The sequence below is a fragment of the Nocardia sp. NPDC003979 genome (assembly GCF_053605015.1).
This window is the reverse complement of sequence record NZ_JBSGIJ010000002.1, coordinates 52981-73080: the sequence shown is the minus strand read 5'-3', so window position 1 is coordinate 73080 and position 20100 is coordinate 52981. Positions and strand designations below refer to the sequence as shown.

Annotated in this window: 23 protein-coding genes; 12 read left to right on the top strand and 11 right to left on the bottom strand. The window is 68.9% G+C overall.

Features of this window, described 5'->3' with window-relative positions; genetic code table 11:
• Complete coding sequence (dut, locus tag ACWEVR_RS03925) at positions 1-471, bottom strand: dUTP diphosphatase (protein ID WP_067492849.1); 471 nt, start codon at positions 469-471, stop codon at positions 1-3.
• Positions 472-615: 144 nt separating this feature from the next.
• On the opposite strand from dut, the gene ACWEVR_RS03920 reads away from it, so the two are divergent.
• Positions 616-1080 (top strand): DUF3093 domain-containing protein, encoded by a 465-nt coding sequence (locus tag ACWEVR_RS03920; protein ID WP_225280816.1) that lies wholly within the window; start codon positions 616-618, stop codon positions 1078-1080.
• A 25-nt stretch (positions 1081-1105) separates the two neighbouring features.
• Here the strand turns inward: ACWEVR_RS03920 and ACWEVR_RS03915 are convergent, their stop codons facing one another.
• The gene (locus ACWEVR_RS03915; RefSeq protein ID WP_067492847.1) at positions 1106-1408 is read right to left on the bottom strand and encodes a DUF4193 domain-containing protein; all 303 of its coding nucleotides are present in this window, start codon (positions 1406-1408) and stop codon (positions 1106-1108) included.
• A 374-nt stretch (positions 1409-1782) separates the two neighbouring features.
• Here ACWEVR_RS03915 and cei point away from each other — a divergent pair, with 374 nt between their 5' ends.
• Positions 1783-2466 carry an envelope integrity protein Cei gene (cei, locus tag ACWEVR_RS03910; protein WP_452465738.1) on the top strand — a complete coding sequence of 228 codons (684 nt, stop codon included), beginning with the start codon at positions 1783-1785 and terminating at the stop codon, positions 2464-2466.
• Between the two features lie 128 nt (positions 2467-2594).
• Here cei and ACWEVR_RS03905 read toward each other — a convergent pair whose 3' ends face one another.
• Positions 2595-3485 carry an inositol monophosphatase family protein gene (locus ACWEVR_RS03905; RefSeq protein WP_452465737.1) on the bottom strand — a complete coding sequence of 297 codons (891 nt, stop codon included), beginning with the start codon at positions 3483-3485 and terminating at the stop codon, positions 2595-2597.
• A 13-nt stretch (positions 3486-3498) separates the two neighbouring features.
• On the opposite strand from ACWEVR_RS03905, the gene ppgK reads away from it, so the two are divergent.
• From ppgK to ACWEVR_RS03890, 3 genes are all read left to right on the top strand, one after another.
• On the top strand, positions 3499-4335 hold the full coding sequence (gene ppgK, locus ACWEVR_RS03900) for a polyphosphate--glucose phosphotransferase (protein WP_452465736.1): 837 nt from the start codon (positions 3499-3501) through the stop codon (positions 4333-4335).
• Between the two features lie 244 nt (positions 4336-4579).
• Positions 4580-5950, top strand: a complete 1371-nt coding sequence (locus tag ACWEVR_RS03895) for an RNA polymerase sigma factor (RefSeq protein ID WP_452465735.1) — start codon at positions 4580-4582, stop codon at positions 5948-5950.
• A 243-nt stretch (positions 5951-6193) separates the two neighbouring features.
• Positions 6194-7084, top strand: coding sequence for an MHYT domain-containing protein (locus ACWEVR_RS03890; protein WP_452465734.1), 891 nt, complete (start codon positions 6194-6196; stop codon positions 7082-7084).
• On the opposite strand, the gene ACWEVR_RS03885 is transcribed toward ACWEVR_RS03890, so the two are convergent.
• Genes ACWEVR_RS03885 through ACWEVR_RS03875 form a run of 3 tightly spaced genes read right to left on the bottom strand, consistent with a single transcriptional unit; the run spans position 7085 to position 9156 of the window.
• Complete coding sequence (locus tag ACWEVR_RS03885) at positions 7085-8260, bottom strand: cation:proton antiporter (RefSeq protein WP_452465733.1); 1176 nt, start codon at positions 8258-8260, stop codon at positions 7085-7087.
• Between the two features lie 5 nt (positions 8261-8265).
• Positions 8266-8748, bottom strand: a complete 483-nt coding sequence (locus tag ACWEVR_RS03880) for a cation:proton antiporter regulatory subunit (RefSeq protein ID WP_452465732.1) — start codon at positions 8746-8748, stop codon at positions 8266-8268.
• Positions 8749-8766: 18 nt separating this feature from the next.
• Entirely contained in the window at positions 8767-9156 is a 390-nt protein-coding gene (locus tag ACWEVR_RS03875) for a DUF952 domain-containing protein (protein ID WP_452465731.1), read from the bottom strand.
• A 126-nt stretch (positions 9157-9282) separates the two neighbouring features.
• Between ACWEVR_RS03875 and ACWEVR_RS03870 the strand changes: the two genes are divergently transcribed.
• Positions 9283-9456 (top strand): hypothetical protein, encoded by a 174-nt coding sequence (locus tag ACWEVR_RS03870; protein WP_157104669.1) that lies wholly within the window; start codon positions 9283-9285, stop codon positions 9454-9456.
• Positions 9457-9561: 105 nt separating this feature from the next.
• Entirely contained in the window at positions 9562-9756 is a 195-nt protein-coding gene (locus tag ACWEVR_RS03865) for a DUF7455 domain-containing protein (protein ID WP_029903635.1), read from the top strand.
• Between the two features lie 97 nt (positions 9757-9853).
• On the opposite strand, the gene ACWEVR_RS03860 is transcribed toward ACWEVR_RS03865, so the two are convergent.
• Positions 9854-10606 (bottom strand): TetR/AcrR family transcriptional regulator, encoded by a 753-nt coding sequence (locus ACWEVR_RS03860; RefSeq protein WP_452465730.1) that lies wholly within the window; start codon positions 10604-10606, stop codon positions 9854-9856.
• A gap of 128 nt (positions 10607-10734) precedes the next feature.
• On the opposite strand from ACWEVR_RS03860, the gene ACWEVR_RS03855 reads away from it, so the two are divergent.
• Together ACWEVR_RS03855 and ACWEVR_RS03850 are read left to right on the top strand one after the other, a co-directional pair.
• Positions 10735-12615 (top strand): DEAD/DEAH box helicase, encoded by a 1881-nt coding sequence (locus tag ACWEVR_RS03855; protein WP_452466145.1) that lies wholly within the window; start codon positions 10735-10737, stop codon positions 12613-12615.
• A complete protein-coding gene (locus tag ACWEVR_RS03850) occupies positions 12615-13163 on the top strand; it encodes a hypothetical protein (RefSeq protein ID WP_452465729.1) in 549 nt (182 codons plus the stop codon). Before ACWEVR_RS03855 ends, ACWEVR_RS03850 begins: the two co-directional genes overlap by 1 nt.
• A 118-nt stretch (positions 13164-13281) precedes the next feature.
• Here ACWEVR_RS03850 and ACWEVR_RS03845 read toward each other — a convergent pair whose 3' ends face one another.
• The gene (locus tag ACWEVR_RS03845; protein ID WP_452465728.1) at positions 13282-14019 is read right to left on the bottom strand and encodes an SDR family NAD(P)-dependent oxidoreductase; all 738 of its coding nucleotides are present in this window, start codon (positions 14017-14019) and stop codon (positions 13282-13284) included.
• 149 nt (positions 14020-14168) lie between these two features.
• On the opposite strand from ACWEVR_RS03845, the gene ACWEVR_RS03840 reads away from it, so the two are divergent.
• A complete protein-coding gene (locus ACWEVR_RS03840) occupies positions 14169-14774 on the top strand; it encodes a TetR/AcrR family transcriptional regulator (protein WP_452465727.1) in 606 nt (201 codons plus the stop codon).
• 235 nt (positions 14775-15009) lie between these two features.
• Here ACWEVR_RS03840 and ACWEVR_RS03835 read toward each other — a convergent pair whose 3' ends face one another.
• Positions 15010-16686: a DEAD/DEAH box helicase gene (locus ACWEVR_RS03835; RefSeq protein ID WP_067493026.1), complete on the bottom strand. Its 1677-nt coding sequence runs from the start codon at positions 16684-16686 to the stop codon at positions 15010-15012.
• Positions 16687-17018: 332 nt separating this feature from the next.
• Here ACWEVR_RS03835 and ACWEVR_RS03830 point away from each other — a divergent pair, with 332 nt between their 5' ends.
• Positions 17019-18077 (top strand): YihY/virulence factor BrkB family protein, encoded by a 1059-nt coding sequence (locus tag ACWEVR_RS03830; RefSeq protein WP_452466144.1) that lies wholly within the window; start codon positions 17019-17021, stop codon positions 18075-18077.
• On the opposite strand, the gene ACWEVR_RS03825 is transcribed toward ACWEVR_RS03830, so the two are convergent.
• On the bottom strand, positions 18047-18286 hold the full coding sequence (locus ACWEVR_RS03825; protein WP_067980875.1) for a DUF3039 domain-containing protein: 240 nt from the start codon (positions 18284-18286) through the stop codon (positions 18047-18049). The genes ACWEVR_RS03830 and ACWEVR_RS03825 overlap by 31 nt on opposite strands.
• An 84-nt stretch (positions 18287-18370) precedes the next feature.
• Between ACWEVR_RS03825 and ACWEVR_RS03820 the strand changes: the two genes are divergently transcribed.
• A complete protein-coding gene (locus ACWEVR_RS03820) occupies positions 18371-18781 on the top strand; it encodes a DUF3099 domain-containing protein (protein ID WP_452465726.1) in 411 nt (136 codons plus the stop codon).
• On the opposite strand, the gene ACWEVR_RS03815 is transcribed toward ACWEVR_RS03820, so the two are convergent.
• Positions 18761-20062 (bottom strand): MFS transporter, encoded by a 1302-nt coding sequence (locus tag ACWEVR_RS03815; RefSeq protein WP_452466143.1) that lies wholly within the window; start codon positions 20060-20062, stop codon positions 18761-18763. The genes ACWEVR_RS03820 and ACWEVR_RS03815 overlap by 21 nt on opposite strands.
• Between the last annotated feature and the right edge of the window lie 38 nt (positions 20063-20100).

Genomic DNA, 20100 nt, shown 5'->3' with positions numbered 1-20100 from the left:
TTACGCCTCCTTGCCGGTCAGGCTCGCGTGCCCGCCGCTCGACCCGTAACCACCCGCGCCACGCACGGTTTCGTCCAGGTCGTCGACCTCGGCGAACTCGACCAGCTCCACCCGCTGCACGAGCAGCTGGGCGATCCGGTCGCCGCGGCGCAGCTCGATGGCGGTGCGCGGGTCGTGGTTGATCAGGCACACTTTGATCTCGCCCCGATAGCCCGCATCGATCGTGCCCGGTGTGTTCACCACCGACAGCCCCGCCTTCGCGGCCAGACCCGAGCGGGGGTGGATCAGGCCGACCGTGCCGACCGGCAGCGCGAGCGCGATCCCGGTGCCGACCAGCACCCGCTCACCCGGTTCGATGATCACATCCTCGGTGGTACAGAGGTCGACGCCCGCGTCACCCGGATGGGCACGCTTCGGCACAGGGATGCCGGGATCGAGCCGCCGCAGCGGAATCGGTGCAAGTGCGTTCACATCGGTCGAGACTACGCGCTCGGAGCCGGACCAGCGCGTCACGACCCTGCCACGATCGCCTAGTCTTGAACCGTGCCCGACCAGTCCCATTCTCCGACCACCGACGCCGCAGACACCGACGCTCGCGCGGCTGCCGCGCCCACCGTGTCGCCCTACCGGGAGCGCCTGTGGGTGCCACTGTGGTGGTGGCCGGTCGGCTTCGCGATCGCCGGGCTGATCGCCGCCGAGTTCCACATGGGCGCGCCCGGGCTGCGGGCCTGGTTGCCGTACGTGCTGCTGGCACCGGTGCCCGTGTGGATTCTGTTGTGGATGAGCCGTCACCGGCTGGAAGTGGCCGTCACCCCCGAGGGAACGGCGGAATTGCGCGTCGACCGCGCCCACCTGCCGGTGAGCTTCGTCGCGCGGGCCGCGGCCGTCGCACCGACGGCCAAGAGCGCGGCGCTGGGTCGTCAGCTCGACCCCGCCGCCTATGTCCAGCACCGGCCCTGGATCGGGCCGATGGCATTGCTCGTCCTCGACGACCCGGACGACCCGACGCCGTACTGGTTGATCAGCACGCGCAGGCCCGACCGGGTCTTGGCCGCGCTCGGACTCCCGAGCGCGGGCTGACCCGTCTACCTCGCCGTGGAACGCGTCAGAGGGCGCAGTCCATGCAGATCATCTCGCCACCCTTCTCGCTGGCCAGCCTGCTTCGGTGGTGCACGAGGAAACAGCTCGAGCAGGTGAACTCGTCTGCCTGCTTCGGGACCACCCGAACGCTGAGCACCTCGTCGGACAGGTCCGCGCCGGGAAGCTCGAACGATTCCGCTGTGTCGGTCTCGTCGATGTCCACGACGGCGGACTGCGCCTCGTTGCGGCGGGCCTTCAGCTCCTCGAGCGAATCCTCCGACACTTCGTCGGATTCGGTGCGCCGCGGTGCGTCATAGTCGGTTGCCATGTCGTCTTCCCCTCAGTCCTTACTCCGTAAATACCGGATCAGTTCGATTGCCACGTCCCCGCAGGGAGACGGCGCTCGACCGCCCCGCCGGTGGTGCACCTCACACGTACACCGCTCGACTATCAGGTGGACCGTTGCTCGATCTACTCCGACAGCGTTCGGTTAACGCAGGACATGCCCTTGTTGTTCCCGCGACCGACCACCGTTTCACGGGTGATTATTCGATCTGGGCGGGCAGACAATAGCGGACCTACCGACAAATGTCGCAATCAAAACCCCGCCGCGACGAAACCGACGACGAATCTTCACCTGCCGGGAAACTCGCCGAGACCTCCCGCACTCGCGCATCGGCGGCGGACTCGTAGAGTGAGCGCGTGGTTTCACTGATCACCGAAGGCAGCGCGACCGATCGCGACGGCAAACCCTTTCCGCGACGGCGCCCCGAGCTGTGGCTCGCGATGGTCCTCGTGCTGGCTCTTGTGGCCCTGTTCGTGTGGGTGGCGGCGTTCCGCACCCGCGAGGACAACAACGAGCCGATGGCGTGCAACGCGCCGAGCACACCGACCGCGACCAACGCACCCAAGCCCGCAGCGCTCGGCACCCGAGTCGGGCCCTCGCGCCTGGACGAGGTGGATCCGGCGGCGCTGTCGGAGTCCAAGGTGCGAGTGTTCAACGCCAACGGCAAGAGCGGACAGGCGGGCAACATCGCCTCCGCGCTCGGTGACCTCGGCTTCGCGAGCGCACCGGGGACACAGGTCGGTAACGATCCGGTCTATGTGAGCGGTGACCTCAACTGCACCGGCCAGATCCGCTACGGCGTGAACGGCAGGCCCGCCGCCGCCTCGGTGCAGCTGGTCGCGCCCTGTGCCGAACTGATCGAGGACCCGCGCACCGACGACTCGGTCGACCTGGTGCTCGGCCTGGCCTTCGGCGAGTCGCTGCGCCCGAGCGCCGACGCCGAAGCGGTCCTGCGCGCGCTGAAGAACCTGGCCCCCGGCGCCAGCTCGTCCTCCATCGACCCCGACCTCCTCGACGCCGCCCGCACCGTCAAGTGCTGAAGTATGAGCGGCTGGCGCCGCGGGTTTCTCGGCCCGGGGGGCCTCGATCTTCCCTCCCTGCGGGCACTCCTTAGTCGCACCCTCCGGTCGGTCCAGATCGAGGCGGCCGAGAAACCGGGTCAGGGTTCTCAGTCGGGTAGGGGCGTTGTCGCGCCGGTCTCGGTGAGGAGGGCGGCGAAGTCTTCGGCGATGCCAGGGGCGGCGACGAAGGTCAGTTCGCCCGCGGCACCGCCGACGGTGACCGGTGGGACGTGCACCACCGCGCCCGCTTCGGCGGCGATGAGGGCGCCCGCCGCCCAGTCCCAGGCGTTGAGCCCGTGCTCGTAGTAGGCGTCGAGATGACCCGAGGCGACGTGGCACAGGTCCATGGCGGCGGCGCCGAGGCGGCGGATGTCGCGGACCCGCGGCAGGATCTCGGTGAGCAGCCTCGCCTGGTCGGCGCGACGCTGGGTGCCGTAGGCGAAACCGGTCGCAACCAGTGCCACCGACAGCGAATCCTCTTGGGTGCAGGACAGTTTCGTGCGGGTGCCGTCGGCGGTGACGGCGAACGCCCCGCCGCCGCGCACGGCGCTGTAGGTGGTCGCGGTCGCCACGTCGGCGACCGCGCCCGCCACCGGGGCGCCGTCGATGACCGCTGCCACCGAGACCGCGTACCCGGGCAGGCCGTAGAGGAAGTTGACGGTCCCGTCGATCGGGTCGACCACCCAGGTGACGGCGCCCGGCGCGGTGGCAGCGACATCGCCGCCGCCCTCCTCGCCCAGGATCGCGTCGTCGGGGCGGCGCCGGGCGAGCAGATCGCGGATCAGCTGTTCGGATTCGGTGTCGACCACGGTGACCGGGTCGGTGATGTGGCCCTTGGTCGCCACGGCACCGTCGACGGGTCCCCCGTCGGCGAACACCTCGGGTCGGCGGGCACGCACATGCGCGGCGGCGGTCTCGGCGAGCTCGACGGCGAGCTCGCGCAGTCGTTCGTCGGCGGCGGTCGTGGCGGGGGCAACGGAACTGTGTTGAGGCACCACGCCATCGGATCATATGCGGGAGCCCGAGGGAGCGGTGACTACCGCTACTCTTTGTCCGGCACATCGACCGCGTCAGGCAAGGGGTTCATCCATGTCCGCTCGGGGGCACGCATTCGGCATCGATATCGGGGGAAGTGGCGTGAAGGGGGCCGAGGTCGATCTCGACACCGGTCTGCTCACCCATGAGCGGCTCAAGATCGCCACTCCGCGACCCGCCACGCCCGAGGCGGTGGCGGCGGCGGTGGCCGAACTCGTCGCGCTGGCCGGCTGGGAGGGACCGGTGGGGATCACGCTGCCGTGCGTGGTGCTCGACGGACACGCCCGCACGGCCGCCAATATCGACCCCGCCTGGATCGGCACCGACGCGCGCGCCCTGTTCTCGGCCGCGCTCGGCGGGCGGACGGTGACGGTGCTCAACGATGCCGACGCGGCGGGCCTCGCGGAGGACAGCTACGGCACCGCCCGCGACCTGAACGGCCTCACCCTGCTGCTCACCTTCGGCACCGGGATCGGCTCGGCGCTGCTCTACAACGGCACCCTCGTGCCCAACTCCGAGCTCGGCCACCTCGACATCGAGGGGGTGGAAGCCGAGCACATGGCCGCCGCCTCGATCAAGGACCGCGACGGCCTCACCTACCCGGAGTGGGCGCAGCGGGTGAGCAAGGCCCTGATCCACATCGAGAACCTCTTCTGGCCGAAGGTGATCGTGGCGGGCGGCGGTATCAGCCGCGATCACGAGCAGTGGATACCCTTGCTCACCAACCGAACTCCGGTGATTCCGGCCGTGTTGAAGAACACCGCGGGTATCGTCGGCGCGGCGATGGCCATCGCCGGGGGCATCGCGCCGTAACGCACGAGGACGACGCCGCAACGCCTGGAGGGCATCGTGGCACTGAGTACCCTGGTTGGATCGTTACAATGGAACACGTCCGGCGGTGAGCCGGTGAAACCTTCCGGCCTCAGCCGGTCGCGAGCAAGCCGGTGAACGAACCGGAGAGCACCCGACCGACGCACCGCCGGTGCAACCCGACCGACCGCTCCGCCGGAAACCACTCTGGCGTGACGCCGCACGAGACCGTCACGAAAGGGCGTACGTGGTAGCCACGAATACCCGTCAGACCGCCGACTCGGCCGACGCCGATGCCGACGACGCCGTAACTCCCGCCAAGAAGGCCCCGGCGAAGAAGGCCGCTGCCAAGAAGGCCCCGGCGAAGAAGGCCGCTGCCAAGAAGGCCCCGGCGAAGAAGGCTGCCGCCAAGAAGGCCCCGGCGAAGAAGACCGCGGCCAAGAAGGCGACCGGGGCCGAGGGGGGCGAGGAGCAACTCGACGACGAGTCGATCGAACTCGACGATCTCGGTGATCTCGAGGTCGCCGAGGACGAACTCACCGACGGTGATGTCATCGTCGAGGAGGTCGCCGACGACACCGCCGATGCCGCCGACACCGCCGAGCCGACCGAGAAGGACAAGGCCTCCGGCGATTTCGTCTGGGACGAGGAGGAATCCGAGGCGCTGCGTCAGGCGCGCAAGGATGCCGAACTCACCGCCTCCGCCGACTCGGTCCGCGCCTACCTCAAGCAGATCGGCAAGGTCGCGCTGCTCAACGCCGAGGAGGAGGTCGAACTCGCCAAGCGGATCGAGGCCGGCCTGTTCGCGGCGGAGAAGATGCGCGAGTTCGCCGAGGCGGGCGAGAAGCTGTCGGTGACCACCCGCCGCGATTTCAACTGGATCGTGCGCGACGGCAACCGGGCCAAGAACCACCTGCTCGAGGCCAACCTGCGTCTGGTGGTGTCGCTGGCCAAGCGCTACACCGGTCGCGGCATGGCGTTCCTCGACCTGATCCAGGAGGGCAACCTGGGTCTGATCCGCGCGGTCGAAAAGTTCGACTACACCAAGGGTTACAAGTTCTCGACCTATGCCACGTGGTGGATCCGTCAGGCCATCACCCGCGCCATGGCCGACCAGGCACGCACCATCCGTATTCCGGTGCACATGGTGGAGGTCATCAACAAGCTCGGGCGCATCCAGCGCGAGCTGCTCCAGGACCTGGGCCGTGAGCCCACGCCGGAGGAGCTGGCCAAGGAAATGGACATCACGCCGGAGAAGGTCCTCGAGATCCAGCAGTACGCGCGTGAACCCATCTCGCTCGACCAGACCATCGGCGACGAAGGCGACAGCCAGCTCGGCGATTTCATCGAGGACTCCGAGGCGGTCGTCGCGGTCGACGCGGTGAGCTTCACCCTGCTGCAGGATCAGCTGCAGTCGGTGCTCGAGACGCTGTCCGAGCGTGAGGCGGGCGTGGTGCGGTTGCGCTTCGGCCTCACCGACGGTCAGCCGCGCACCCTCGACGAGATCGGTCAGGTCTACGGCGTCACGCGTGAGCGCATCCGGCAGATCGAGTCCAAGACGATGAGCAAGCTGCGTCACCCGAGCCGTTCGCAGGTGCTGCGCGACTACCTCGACTAGGCATTCGTGAGACGAGGCCCGGACCTTACGACAAGGGGTCCGGGCCTTTTCTTGTGTCCTACGCCGAATTCCGAACGGTCTGTTTACCACAGAAAACTCGCGGTAATCGTTTCGTGATCAAACCCACACTCCCCGATTGCGCTGTGATGGCACCGAATTCGGGGTTTTCGCCGTATCGTCACGTCCAGCTTTTCGTTCTACCGCCGACCGGTCAGCGGTACCGGCATTGAGGGTTTGCGCGGCGTGCTCGACATCTATCACTTCAGCTACGGCTGGATAACCCCTGTTCTCGCCTATTTCATGTCCGTCACCGGTTGCCTGCTCGGGCTGCAGTGCGCCGCGCGTGGACGCAACGCCACCGAGGGACGGGTGAGCTGGCTCGTCGGCGCCGCCATCGCGATCGGTGGAACCGGTATCTGGGTCATGCATTTCATCGCCATGCTCGGGTTCAGTATCCGGGGCGCGGAGATCCGTTACGACGTCCCCCTGACGCTGCTCAGCGCGGTCACGGCGATGGTCGTCGTCGGGATCGGGCTGTTCATGGTGAACAAACCGCAGCCGACGCTGCGCTCGCTCGTGGGCGGTGGCACCATCGCCGGACTCGGGGTGGGCACCATGCACTACGCGGGCATGTATGCGATGAAGTCGACGGCAACGGTGTCCTACGACGCGATGATCGTCACGCTGTCGCTGGTGATCGCGGTGGTCGCCTCGATCGTCGCGCTGTGGTTCACCTTGCGCGTCAAGGGATTTCTGGCCACCATCGGCGCCTCGCTGATCATGGGCGTGGCCGTCACCGGCATGCATTACACCGGCATGGCGGCCATGAAGGCCCACCCCGGCCACCATGGCGGGCCGCCCTCGGGGGCGGGGGCGATGGAACTGCTCGCACCGCTGATCGGGGTGAGCAGCATCGTCACCATGCTGGTGCTGATCAGTGTGAGCCTCACCGAGATCGAGAACGAGGAGGCACTGCCACGCATGTGGCTCACCTCCCGCCACCAGCCGCGTCAGCGTGCCGTGCCGCCGCCCGCGATGCCCGCGCCGGTGCGGATGCAGGAGCCGATCGAATACCGCACGGAGGAACTGGCCTACGACGTGGCGGGTGGCTGGCCACGCCGGGTCATCGATTAGTCACGTCGCCGAAAGGCTCCGTCGCCCACCGCGGGTGACGACGGGTTCGATCACGCGCGCGACGACCGGACCGAGCATCGCCATCAGCAGCACATAGGCCGACGCGAGAGCGACGAGGCGGTGGTCGGCGGTGCCGTAGCTCACCGCCAAACCGGCGATGACGATGGAGAATTCGCCGCGGGCGACCAGCGCAGCACCCGCTCGCGCCCGGCCCGCCCGCGCGATGCCCTGCCTGCTCGCCGCCCACCAGCCGACGACCATCTTGGTGACCGTGGTGACCACCGCGAGCCCCGCCGCCCAGGCGAGCACCGGCGGAATGGCCGCCGGGTCGATGGACAGGCCGAAGGCCACGAAGAAGATGGCCGCGAACAGATCGCGCAACGGTTCGAGCAGCTTGGCCGCCTCCTGCGCGGTCGACCCCGAGATCGCGATGCCGAGCAGGAAGGCGCCGACCGCCGCCGAGACGTTCAGCGCCGAGGCGGCACCGGCGACCAGCAGCGCCGCGCCGATCAGCTGCAGCAGGAACACCTCGCGATCGGTGCTGTCGAGCACCGCCGAGACCACCCGCCCGAACCGCAACGCCACCACGAGCACCACAGTGATCGTCGCCAGCGCGACGGCCAGCGACACCAGCCCGCTGAGCAGGCTCAAACCCGCCAGCATCATGGTGAGGATGGGCAGATACACCGCCATCGCGAGGTCCTCGAACACGAGGATCGAGAGCACCACGGGGGTTTCGCGGTTACCGAGGCGACCGAGGTCGTCGAGGAGTTTGGCCACGATCCCCGAGGACGAGATGTAGGTGACGCCGCCGAGTACCACGGCGCCGAGAATTCCCCAGCCCAGGATCAGGGCCACGGCGGCGCCGGGCAGCGCGTTGGCGAGCAGGTCGAGCACACCGGCGGTCCAGGAGCGGCGCAGCCCGGTCATCAGTTCGGGTGCGGTGTATTCGAGCCCGAGCAGCAACAGCAGCAGCACCACGCCGATCTCGCTGGCGACGTGACCGAATTCGATCGCGCCTTCCAGTTCCACGAAACCGCCACGCCCGAACGCCAGCCCGCCGAGCAGGTACAGCGGGATCGGTGACATTCCGAACCGGCCCGCGATCCGGCCGCAGATCCCCAGCGCGAACAAGATCATGCCTAGTTCGAGTAGCGCCAGGGCCTGCGCGGTCACGGCCGTCAGCCGTGCGTGAGAATTTTCGCGGCTGCGTCCAGGCCTTCCGGCGTGCCGACGACCACGAGCTGGTCGCCCTCGGTGAAGGTGAAGTCCGGACCTGGTGAGGGGTGGAGCTGGCCGGCACGCATCACGGCCACGATCGAGGTCTTGGTTCGGGTCCGCATCCCGGTCTCGCCGAGTGTGCGTCCCGCGTACGGTGACTCGGCGAGCAGCCCGAGCTGACGGGTGGTGATGCCGGGCAGGTCGCGGTGGTCGTCGTTGAGCTTGGCCACCAGTTGTGGTGCGCCGAGCAGGTTGGCGAGCACCGAGGCCTCGTCCACCGACAGCGGCACCTGCGCGGCGATGGCGTCGGGGTCGTCGGGCTTGGACACGATCAGATCGATGTCACCGTCGCGATGGGCGACCACCCCGACACGGCGCCCCGACCTGACCTCGAAATCCTTGCGCACTCCGATCCCCGGCAGCGCTGTGACATCGACATTCACATATCCACGATAGACCCGTCAGAGCCCGGTTGTGTCCGGCGCCACTCCCGGTCGGCGTGGGGTATGGAACACGCCGTCCGAGTCCGGTCGATAGGGCGAGACGTCGAGCACCGCGGCGACCGGCAGCGGTCCGTACAGGTGCGGGAACAGCATCGACTCCGGGTCGCCCGGCACGCCCGGCTCCCACTTCAGCGGCGACGCGAGCCGGTCCTGGTCCAGCCACAGCAGCACCAGATCCGTGCGACCGGCGAAGAGGCGATTCGCGGGCAGCCGCACCTGTTCGGGGGTGGACAGGTGCACGAAGCCGCTCTCGGCCAGCGACGGCGGGCGGCGTTGCCCGTCGTGCGCAAATTGTTGCCACTCTTGGGAAGAACACAGGTGAACAAGCGTGTGAGTGTCGGATATCACGGGTAATCTCCGGGTAGACAACAGGTTCGGACGGTGAAGACCCTGTCACACGGTGGGCGGTGAGGCCGCACGGTGGTGATCGAGCTCGTGGCGTAACGAGCAACACCACAGCGCGCGACACAGTCGATGAGTGTCAGGATCGAACAGGAGGTGGGAAACGGCGCCACGGGTGATCGGCGGGTGCTCGAGACCGACGACCAGCGCATGTTCGCTTTCAGCGAAACCGCAGGTCGTGTTATCGAAAACACAAAGATTCACTTCCGGGAACAAAGCCTGAACCCCGAACGTCTGACAGAGTAGTCGTACCACTGCTGGGAAGTAGCGGACGCGAGCCACGTGGAGTGACCACGGGGCCCACACCTAGGCGAACGGCCACGCAGCGCCGGGAGCCGGGACGGAGGAGTCATGCCAGGAACCCTGACCAGCACCCCACTGACCGCGGTCGATCGTTGCGATCGTTGCGGGGCGGCTGCCCGAGTGCGTGCCGTTCTTCCCGCGGGTGGCGAGTTGCTCTTCTGCCAGCACCACGCGAATGAACACATGGACCGTTTGCGCGAGCTCGAAGCCGTGATCGACACGGAATCGGCTCCAGCTCTCTGACCACTCCTCTCGCGTCCGAACACAACAACATCCGACAATAGAAAACCCCCGACAGCGGGCGACCGGATTCCGGCGCCCGCTGTTGTGGTGTCCGGGGTCAGGCGGTGTCGGCGAGGATCCCGTCGACCAGGGTGGCGACACCGTAGGCGTAGGCGCCGTCCGGATCGGCGGGGGCCTGATAGTGCTCGCCCACCGTGGTGCCCACGCGTGCGGCGAGGGGGAACTGGTCGGCGGGCATCATTTCGGCCAGCAGCGGGCCGTGTACCCGCCACCAATCGGCATCACTGAGCTGGTCGGCCGCGCCCGCCGCCGCGACGGCGAGGCGGGCATTGCCGGTGGCGAAATCGGTGAGCACCGCGATGGCGCGGTCCATCGCCAGATCCGACAGGCCCGCGCCGTCGATGGCACGCAGCTGGCTCTCGTAGCGGCGCATCCTCGCCGGGCCGAGGACCTTGCGCCACGGCGACACCTCGAGCAGCCACGGGTGGGCGAGGAGCTCGGCGCGGACCTGGTCCGCGACGGCGATCATGCGCTCGCGCAGCGGCAGCTCGGCGGGGATCGGCTCGTCCTCGGCGGCCACGGCGTCGACCATCAGCACCAGCAGCGCCTCCTTGCTCGGCACATAGGTGTAGAGACTCATGGCACGCACGTCGAGGGCGGCGGCCACCGCGCGGATGGTCAGCTTGCCGATGCCGTCGCGATCGGCCAGGTCGATGCCCGCCGCCACGACCGCGTCGACGGTGAGGCCGGGTTTGGGGCCGCGCGCGCCGGGCTTGGCCGGCAGGGCATGACGCCACAGCAGCTGCACGAGCTGGGCGGCCTGGTCGGTGGATCTGCCGTCGGTCGGCATGCGCGGAACCTTTTCCGGTCGGTCGGGAACAAATTCAGTACAGTGTACGTTATTAGCCTGTTCGCGCTGCCCGATCAGAGGAGAACGTTCTGCCCGCCATCCAGGCCACCTATCTTCCCGATCGTCACCTGTTCGCCCTGTGGACCTGGAGCGGACTCGGTGCCGGCCGCCCACCACGCGACGTCGGAGACCCCGAGACGTTGACGCTGGCGCTGCCGGTCGGTGAGCGCAGGGCGCTCGAGCCGGTCGAGGTACCCGCCGCCGTCGTGACCGGTTCGGAGTTGCTCGAGTTGTCCGTCGCCGACCTGGGCCCTTCGGCCCTCGCGTGGCGCATGCTCCTCGAGGACGCCCGCACGGACGTCGACCATCGCCATCGGGAGGCGCCCACCGCCGATGAAGCTCGTGCGGACGCGGACGATGGGCGGCCCTCGACCGGCCTCGGCGCGGGCGAGCGGCCCGCCGCGAATGCACGGCCCACCGCGAATGCACGGGCGGCCGCCAATGCGCTCGAGCTGCCGATCGCGGCGCATGCGGTGCCCAACGCCGTGGGGACGGCCGTCGTGTCGGCCGAGCGGGCGGTGCGGGTGGTGCGGGAGACCGAAGCCGCGGCGGCGGAGCTCGCCGGGGCGGTCGAGGCGACCCTTCGCCCGTATCAGGTGCGTGGGGTCGGGTGGTTGCGGGAGACCGTCGCCGCGTACGGCGGGGCGGTGCTCGCCGACGAGATGGGCCTCGGCAAGACCGTGCAGACGATCGGGTTCCTCCAGGGGCGGGCCGCGGGGCCGCAGCTGGTGGTGTGTCCGACCTCGCTGGTCGGGAACTGGGTGCACGAGATCGCACGGTTCGCACCCGGGCTGACGGTGGTGTCGTGGCGTGGCGGTGCGGTGTCCGCAGACCCGGGGACCGTCGTGGTCACCGGGTATCCGACGCTGCGTCTGCACGGGTCGGCCCTGACCGAGAAGCAGTGGGCCACCGTCGTCTTCGATGAAGCGCAGGCGTTGAAGAATCCGCGCACCCAGGTGTCGCGGGCCGCGCGTGCGGTGCCCGCCGACGCCAAGGTCGCGCTCACCGGCACCCCGGTGGAGAACCATCTCGACGAACTGTTCGCCCTGCTCAATCTCACCGTGCCCCGGTTGTTCGCGCATCGCACCCAGTTCCGGCGCCGATTCGTGCGGCCGATCGAGGAGGGTTCGGCCGATGCGGCCGCCCGGTTGCGTGACGCGGTGGAACCGGTGCTGCTGGGCCGCAAGAAGATTCAGGTGGCGGCGTCGCTGCCGGCCAAGATCCACAGCGACCTGCTGTGCGACCTCACCCCGGAGCAGGAGAAGGCCTACGACACGGTGCTCGCCGCGGCCCTGGACGAGGGTTTCGGGTCGGGTCTGCAACGACAGGGCCGGGTGCTCGCGGCGCTCACGCACCTCAAACAAGTGTGCAACCATCCCGGCTTGGTCACCGGCGACCTCGGCGAATTGTCCGGGCGCTCGGGCAAACTCGACCTGTGCACCGACATCGTTGCGACCAATCTCGACACCGGTGATCCCACGCTGATCTTCACCCAGTACCGGCAGACCGGCGAGTTGCTCGTGCGCCACCTGGCCGAGCAGTTCGGGGTGCGGGCGCCGTTCTTCCACGGCGGGCTCGACGCCGATCAGCGTGCGGCGATCGTTCGCGAGTTCCAATCACCCGACGGCCCACCGGTTCTCATCCTGAGCCTGCGCGCCGCGGGCACCGGCCTCACCCTCACCCGCGCCGCCGACGTGATCCATTTCGACCGATGGTGGAATCCGGCGGTGGAGGCCCAGGCCTCGGACCGGGCGCACCGCATCGGGCAGACGCGCACGGTCACCGTCACCACGCTCACCAGCGCCACCACAGTGGAGGAACACATCGCGGGCATGCACACCCGCAAGTCGGCCCTCACCGACCTGTCCGATGCCGCGGGCATCGCCGAACTGGCCCGTCTCGACGACGACGCCCTGGTCGACATCCTGCGACGGAAGCGAGAGAACTGATGGCAGACAACGAGTTCGGGTACACACCGTGGGGTAAGGACTGGGTGCGGCTGGCCGAACCGCTGCGCCAGACCCGCCCCGAACCGCTGCTGCCGCGCGCCCGCAGCGTCGCCCGCAACAACGGGGTGCGCACCGAGATCGAGGGCCGCACGGTGCGCGCGCACCTGCACCGGGGCGGGCAGGCCTCGATCGCGCACGTGGAGGTGGCGCCGCTCTCGCGCGCGGCGGTGACCGCGATCGAGCAGGTGATTCCCGATGCGACCGTCGTCACCGACGACATGCACCGAGCCCTGCTCGACGCGGGCCACTCCCCCGCCCCGACCCTGGTGAGCACGGACTGCTCCTGCTCCGCGCGCACACCCCGCTGCCTCCACGTGCTCGCGGTGCTCTACACTATCGCCCGTCAGGTGGACGAAAACCCCCGTCTCGCACTGGAATTGCAGGGCTACTTCGACACCGCCCACGACCCGGAAGCGCCCGTCGCCGAGTCGCCCTGGACCCCCATCCACACTCTCGACCCTGCCCACTTCTTCTCCGTCACCGGCTGAACCCGCCCGCCGGCTCCGCGTCGGCCGCGCCGCGTGGCGTTCAGCTGCGTGTCGACAGTTGCGCGTGGCGTGTGCCGAATGGGCGCCTGATGGTCGGCGGCATTTCGAACCGGCAGGGTCAGGCGTTGGTGCCGCCGTCGACGGTGATGACTGCGCCGGTGATCGTGCGGGCCGACGGGCCTGCGAGGAAGGCGACCAGGTCGGCGATGTCGTCGGGGGTGCCGAAACGGCCGAGCGCGTTGAACTCTCGTTGAGTCGGTGCGTGCTCGCCCGCCGCCGGGTTCATGTCCGTGTCGGTGGGGCCGGGCTGCACGAGGTTGACCGTGATGCCGCGTGGGCCGAGTTCCCTGGCCAGCGCCTTGGTGTAGCCGTTGAGGGCCGACTTGCTCAGGTTGTAGAGGGCCAGGCCGCCGAACAGGGCGCGGTCGGTGAGGTTCGATCCGATGGAGATGATGCGCCCACCTTCGCCGAGGTGGGCCAGCGCGGCCTGGCCCGCGACGAACGGTGCCCTGGCGTGGATGTCGAGCGCCCGGTCGATCTCGACGAGGGTGAATTCCTCGTAGGGCTTGGCCGGGAAGATGCCCGCGTTGTTCACCAGCACGTTGAGGCCACCGAGTTCGTGCGCGGTCCGGTCGACGGCCGCGACCACGGCCGCGGCATCGGCGCTGTCGGCCTGGATCGGCAGCGCGCGCCTGCCGAGCGCCTCGATGTCGGCGGCGACGGACTTCGCGGCGACCTCGTCGCGCTGGTAGGTGAACGCCACATCGGCACCGGTGGAGGCCAGTTTCCGGGCGATGGCGGCGCCGATCCCCCGGCTGGCGCCGGTTACCAGGGCGACGGTGGTGCTGTGCGGCATGAAGGCTGCTCCAATTCTGTAGTGGTCGATACATAAAGAGAGAAGCGCATCCGACCGGCTCACGTCAAGGTTTTTCTTATCAACCGATACAGAAATCTCGGGCTACGGCGATCGCGGTATATTTACCGATCGGCACAGAAAGGTTTCCCATGGCAGAACGTGGTCGCCCCCGCGCCTTCGACCGGGATGTCGCCCTGCGGCGGGCGATGGAGGTGTTCTGGGAACGCGGCTACGAGGGCGCGTCGATGAGCGACCTCACCACCGCCATGGGCATCAACTCACCCAGCCTGTACGCGGCCTTCGGCGACAAGGAATCCCTGTTCCGGGAAGCCGTGGCGCTCTACGGCCGCGCCGAAGGATCACGCACCGCGCGGGCGCTGAGCGAGCAACCCACCGCCTACGCCGCGATCGCGGCCATGCTGCACGACAACATCGCCATGTACACCGATCCCTGCCTACCCCAGGGCTGCATGGTGGTCCTCGCGGGCGCCACGTACACCACCCGCAACGCCTCGGTGCGCGAGTTCCTCACCGAGGCACGCCGCCGCACCACGGCCGACATCCAGGCCCGATTGGAACGCGGCGTCATCGAAGGCGATCTGAAACCAGGCACCGACACCGCCGCGCTCGCCGCCTTCTTCAGCACCGTCCTCTACGGGCTGTCCGTCCAGGCACGAGACGGCGTGGGCCACACCGAACTCACGGCCGCCGCCGACTCCGCGCTGGAGATTCTCGCCGCCGCCCGAACCGCTTAGATCCACCGAGCCCGGACCCAGCGCACGCGGCTGCCGGCACCGGCCACACCGCAGGCCACTCGCACGCCTGCCGACGTGCCCGGGCTGCGCATACCCCTCGCCGACAGCTGCGTTCGCGCACGTATCGACGAACCGTGTATGCCTCGCGCGCGCATCACCTACCCGCGCAGACTGCTACCGCCGATCCACACACACCCCGGCCGCCGCGACAACTACCCGCTCATGTCCGCACGAGCTATCGCCGGCGCAGCGCCGCAATTCGTTCGGTGAGTTGATCGGCGGTCGCCAAAGCGGTTGGCGGACCACCGCATTCGCGACGGAGTTCCCCATGGATGACGCCGTGCGGTTTCCCGGTGCGGTGGTGGTGCATGGCGACGAGGCTGTTGAGTTCGCGGCGCAGTTCGCCCAGCTTGTCCGAGGTCGCGACCCGTTCGGCCACGGCGGCGGGCTGGGGTGCCGCGACGGCGGCGCTGCGCTCCGACAGCTGACGCGACTGTCGGTCGCGCAGCAGCGCCCGCATCTGATCGGCGTCGAGCAGACCGGGGATGCCGAGGTAGTCGGCTTCCTCGTCGCTGCCCGCGAAGGTGGCGGTGCCGAAGGAGGATCCGTCGTAGATCACCTGGTCGAGTTCGGCGTCGGCGGCCAGGGCGACGAAGGATTTCTCCTCCTCGCCCGGCTCGTCCTTGGTCTTGTTCGCCTCGGTGAGCAGTTCGTCGTCGAGGGCGTTCTTCTCGCGGTGCGGTTTGCCGATCACGTGGTCGCGTTGCAACTCGAGTTGCGCGGCCAGATCCAGCAGCACCGGCACCGACGGCAGGAACACGCTCGCGGTCTCCCCCGGCTTGCGGGCACGCACGAAACGTCCGATGGCCTGGGCGAAGTACAGCGGTGTCGACGCGCTGGTTGCGTAGACGCCGACCGCGAGGCGCGGCACGTCGACACCTTCGGACACCATGCGCACCGCGACCATCCACGGCTGGGTGCTGCTCGCGAACTCGCCGATGCGCTGCGAGGACTGCGGGTCGTCGGAGAGCACCAGCGCGGGCCGCTCCCCCGAGATGTGTTCCAGCAGTTCGGCGTAGTCGCGGGCGCGTTCCTGATCGGTGGCGATGACCAGGCCACCGGCATCCGGGATGCCGGAGGACCGCAACTGCCGCAGCCGGGTGTCGGCCGCGCGCAGCACCGCCGAGATCCAGTCGCCCGCGGGGTCGAGCGCGGTGCGCCAGGCGCGGGCGGTCTGTTCGGCGCTGAGGGGTTCGCCGAGGCGGGCGGTGTGTTCCTCGCCCGCGCTGTCGCGCCAGTGCGCGTCGCCGGAGTAGGCCAGGAACACCACGGGACGGACGACGCCGTCGGCGAGGGCGTCGGCGTACCCGTAGGAGTGGTCGGCGCGCGAACGCGGGAAGCCGGACTCGTCGGGTTCGTAGGTGACGAACGGGATCTTGGAATCGTCACTGCGGAACGGCGTACCGGTCAGGGCCAGGCGGCGGGTGGCGTCGCCGAAGGCCTCCTCGGTGGCCTCACCCCAGGATTTCGCGTCGCCCGCGTGGTGGATCTCGTCGAGGATCACCAGGGTGCGGCGGTTCTCGGTGCGCACCCGGTGCCGGGTGGGGTGTGCGGCGACCTGGGCGTAGGTGACGACCACACCGTGGTAGTCACCGGAGGTGCCGCCGGTGGAGTTGGAGAAACGGGAGTCGAGCTGGATACCGGACCGCGCCGCGGAGGCGGCCCACTGGTGCTTGAGGTGCTCGGTCGGCGCGACGACGGTGATCTGGTCCACCGTCCGGTCCGCCAGCAACTCGGCGGCAACCCGCAGCGCGAAGGTGGTTTTACCGGCGCCGGGCGTGGCGACCGCGAGGAAGTCGCGTGGCTTGGTGGCCAGGTATTTCGTCAGGGCGCGGCGCTGCCAGGCGCGCAGGGAACCGCCCGACGCACCACCCGCCGTCGAATCGCCCGGTGTACCCGCTTCTCTCGCCGCAGCGACGCCACCCGACCCAGTCACGCAGACGACCCTAGCCGCCCGATACGGCGTGTCGCCAACACCGACGCGGCGTGCGCGACGGGCGTCACATCCCGCCCGAGGTCACCGGCCATTTACCTGTTACCCACCGACACGATGCTCGTCCCGCACCCCATGGTCGACGTCGGTGCGGGATGCTGGACAACGACATGAGCAACAACGAGGCCCACGCGACCGACGCCGCGTATCCGCCGCCCACCCCTGGGCCCGGCGGTGCGGTGGCCGTACCCATGCCCGCCGGGCAACATCCGCGCGAACACGCGCGGTGGCTGTCCTGGTCGCGGACGGCGTGGCGGCTGATCGTGCGGGTTTCGCACAAGTGCTGGGACAACTCGATTTTCGCCAAGTCGGCGGCGGCGGCGTTCTGGCAGACGCTGTCGCTGGCACCGCTGCTGCTCGGCCTGCTCGGCAGCCTCGGCTACGTGGGTGGGCTGTTCGGCCCCGACACCGTGCAGATCGTGGAAGCCAAGATCATCGCGTTCAGCCGGGACTTCTTCAGCCCGTCGGTGGTGTCGGACCTGATCGAACCCACCGTCGACGATGTACTCGGCCGTGGCCGTGGCGCGGTGGTGTCGTTCGGTTTCGTGCTGTCGCTGTGGGCCGGGTCCTCGGCCATGGCGACCTTCGTCGACGCGATCGTCGAGGCGCACGGTCAGCAGGACGCCCGCCACCCGGTGTGGCAACGCATCTTCGCGTTGCTGCTGTATGTGCAGTTCCTGGTAGCGGCGGTGTTGTTGCTGCCGATGATCGCGCTGGGGCCCACCCGGATCGGGCGGGTGCTACCCGATGCCTGGCGCGAACCGGGGCTGCGGGTGATCGACACGTTCTACTACCCGATCGTCGGGTTGCTGCTCATCGTCGGACTCACCACGCTCTACAAACTCGCGCTGCACAAGTCGCTGCCGTGGCACCGGTTGTTCGCCGGGGCACTGGTCGCGGGGGTGTTCTTCATGGCCGCCAGCGACCTGCTGCGCCGCTACCTGTCCTGGATCACCGAGACCGGGGTGAGTTACGGCGCGCTGGCCACCCCGATCGCGTTCCTGCTGTTCACCTATTTCCTCGGCTTCGCGGTGATCCTCGGCGCCGAGTTCAACGCGGCGGTGCAGGAGTTCTGGCCCGCACGCGCGACCCGCATCGAGCAGGTGAAGGAATGGATCACCAGTCAGGTGCTCGGTGACGACGAAACCGACAGCGAACACGACGAAAACGCCGACACCTCGACGGAGGCGCCGACGTCGTCACCGACGGCGCAACCGGCTCAGTCGCCGCCCTTGCGCAAGCGGTCGTAGACCTTCTTGCAGTCCGGGCAGACCGGCGACCCGGGCTTGGGCGAACGGGTCACCGGGAAGACCTCACCGCACAGTGCGACGACCATGGTGCCCATCACGGCACTCTCGGCGATCCGGTCCTTCTTCACGTAGTGGAAGAACTTGGGGACGTCGTCACCGGTCGTCTCGTCGGTCGTGGTTTCCGGGCGTACCAGAGTGTCCGTACTCATGCCTTCCATGATGCCGCATCCGGGCGGTGGCTCGCTGACCAGCCGCGTGTGCGCCCGGCGACGGCAAGTGGAAGACTCGGGAGCATGCAGTCCAACGGCGAGTCCCCCGGCGCCGGCGATCCGACCCCGGAACCCGAAGTGCACCTGCCGGGCAAAGGTGCCTCGCGGGGGTTCTTCCGCGACTCCGGTGAGCACCCCGTGCTCATCACCGAGGCCGCGACCTCGCTCGACGAGCAGCACCGCGCCCGGGTACGCCGCTACATGCTCATCATGGGTTTCCGGATCCCGTGCCTGATCCTCGCGGCCGTCGCCTACAGCGTGTTCGAGAACCCGCTCATCTCCATCCTCATCATCGCCGCGTCGGTACCGCTGCCGTGGATCGCGGTGCTGATCGCCAACGACCGGCCGCCTCGCACCAAGGACGAACCGAGCCGCTGGGACGGCCGCCGCGAGGAGATCGCTCTCGAGGCGCGCTCACGCAAAGCCCTCGAGTGAGCGCCGCGGCCGCTTGATCAGGATCGACATCAGCGCCGCCGCACCGCACAACCCGCCCGCCAGGTACCAGGCCAGGTCGTAGGAACCGTTGAGGTCGCGGATGAACCCGGCGCCGGTGGCCGCGATCGCCGCACCGACCTGGTGGGCGGCAAACACCCAACCGAACGCGATCGGACCGTCGGCACCGAACAGTTCCCGGCACAGCAACACCGTCGGCGGGACCGTCGCGATCCAGTCCAGGCCGTAGAAGATGATGAACACCCACATGCTCGGCTGGGTGTGCGGGCCGAGCAGCGACGGCAGGATCAGCAGCGACAGCCCGCGCAGCGAGTAGTAGCCGAGCAGCAGATAGCGCGGGTCCACCCGGTCCGACAGCCACCCCGAGGCGATGGTGCCCACCACATCGAAGACCCCGACCAGTGCCAGCAACCCGGCGGCCGTGGTCGGTGGCATACCGTGGTCATGCGCAGCGGTGACGAAATGGGTGCCGACCAGGCCGTTCGTCGACGCGCCGCACACCGCGAAACCGCCTGCGAGCAACCAGAATCCGGGCCTGCGGGCGGCGGTGGCGAGCACCCGAAGCGCCCGGCCAGCTCCCCCGGCGACCGGTTGCCGCACCCCGACGTCCGAACCAGGTTCGGCACCATAGGCGCGCACGCCCGCATCGCTCGGATAGTCGCGCACGAACAACCACACCAGCGGCACCACCGCCAGGGCAACGGCCGCGACGATCACCGACGGCAGGCGCCACCCGTGATCGTGGGCGAGCATCGAGACCAGCGGCAGGAACACCAGTTGCCCCGTCGCGCCCGCCGCCGTCAGGATGCCCGTCACCAGGCCTCGGCTGCGGACGAACCAGCGGCCGGTGATGGTGGCGACGAACGGCATGGACATCGACCCGACGCCGATACCGACCAGCAGACCCCACGTCATCAGGAGCTGCCAGGACTGGGTCATGAACACCGTCAGCCCGGCGCCCGCGGCGATCAGCACCAGCGCCGCGCACACCACCCGGCGGATACCGAACCGGTCCATCAGCGCCGCGGCGAACGGCGAGATCAAACCGTAGAGCAGCATGTTCAGGGAGACGGCGGCCGAGATCGTCGCGTGCGACCACCCGAACTCGTCGTGCAACGGTTCGATCAGGACGCTGGGGACCGAACGGAACGCCGCCGCACCGAGGAGCGCGACGAAGCCGACGCCCGCGACGATCCAGGCGGGGTGCAGGGCGCGGCGGGGTTCGTCGACGAGCCGGCCGACGACCGCTGGTTCGGGTTCGATCGGGACTTCGCCGGCGGGCGGAGTGAGTGGGCGCAGGT

Coding starts and splice junctions, on each gene's coding strand:
- ACWEVR_RS03915 (WP_067492847.1), bottom strand. CDS start 1,408: ATGGCAACCGACTATGACGCACCGCGGCGCACCGAATCCGACGAAGTG.
- ppgK (WP_452465736.1), top strand. CDS start 3,499: ATGCGGGAGCCCGAGGGAGCGGTGACTACCGCTACTCTTTGTCCGGCA.
- ACWEVR_RS03870 (WP_157104669.1), top strand. CDS start 9,283: ATGAGTGTCAGGATCGAACAGGAGGTGGGAAACGGCGCCACGGGTGAT.
- ACWEVR_RS03865 (WP_029903635.1), top strand. CDS start 9,562: ATGCCAGGAACCCTGACCAGCACCCCACTGACCGCGGTCGATCGTTGC.
- ACWEVR_RS03860 (WP_452465730.1), bottom strand. CDS start 10,606: ATGCCGACCGACGGCAGATCCACCGACCAGGCCGCCCAGCTCGTGCAG.
- ACWEVR_RS03850 (WP_452465729.1), top strand. CDS start 12,615: ATGGCAGACAACGAGTTCGGGTACACACCGTGGGGTAAGGACTGGGTG.
- ACWEVR_RS03845 (WP_452465728.1), bottom strand. CDS start 14,019: ATGCCGCACAGCACCACCGTCGCCCTGGTAACCGGCGCCAGCCGGGGG.
- ACWEVR_RS03840 (WP_452465727.1), top strand. CDS start 14,169: ATGGCAGAACGTGGTCGCCCCCGCGCCTTCGACCGGGATGTCGCCCTG.
- ACWEVR_RS03830 (WP_452466144.1), top strand. CDS start 17,019: ATGCCCGCCGGGCAACATCCGCGCGAACACGCGCGGTGGCTGTCCTGG.
- ACWEVR_RS03825 (WP_067980875.1), bottom strand. CDS start 18,286: ATGAGTACGGACACTCTGGTACGCCCGGAAACCACGACCGACGAGACG.
- ACWEVR_RS03820 (WP_452465726.1), top strand. CDS start 18,371: ATGCAGTCCAACGGCGAGTCCCCCGGCGCCGGCGATCCGACCCCGGAA.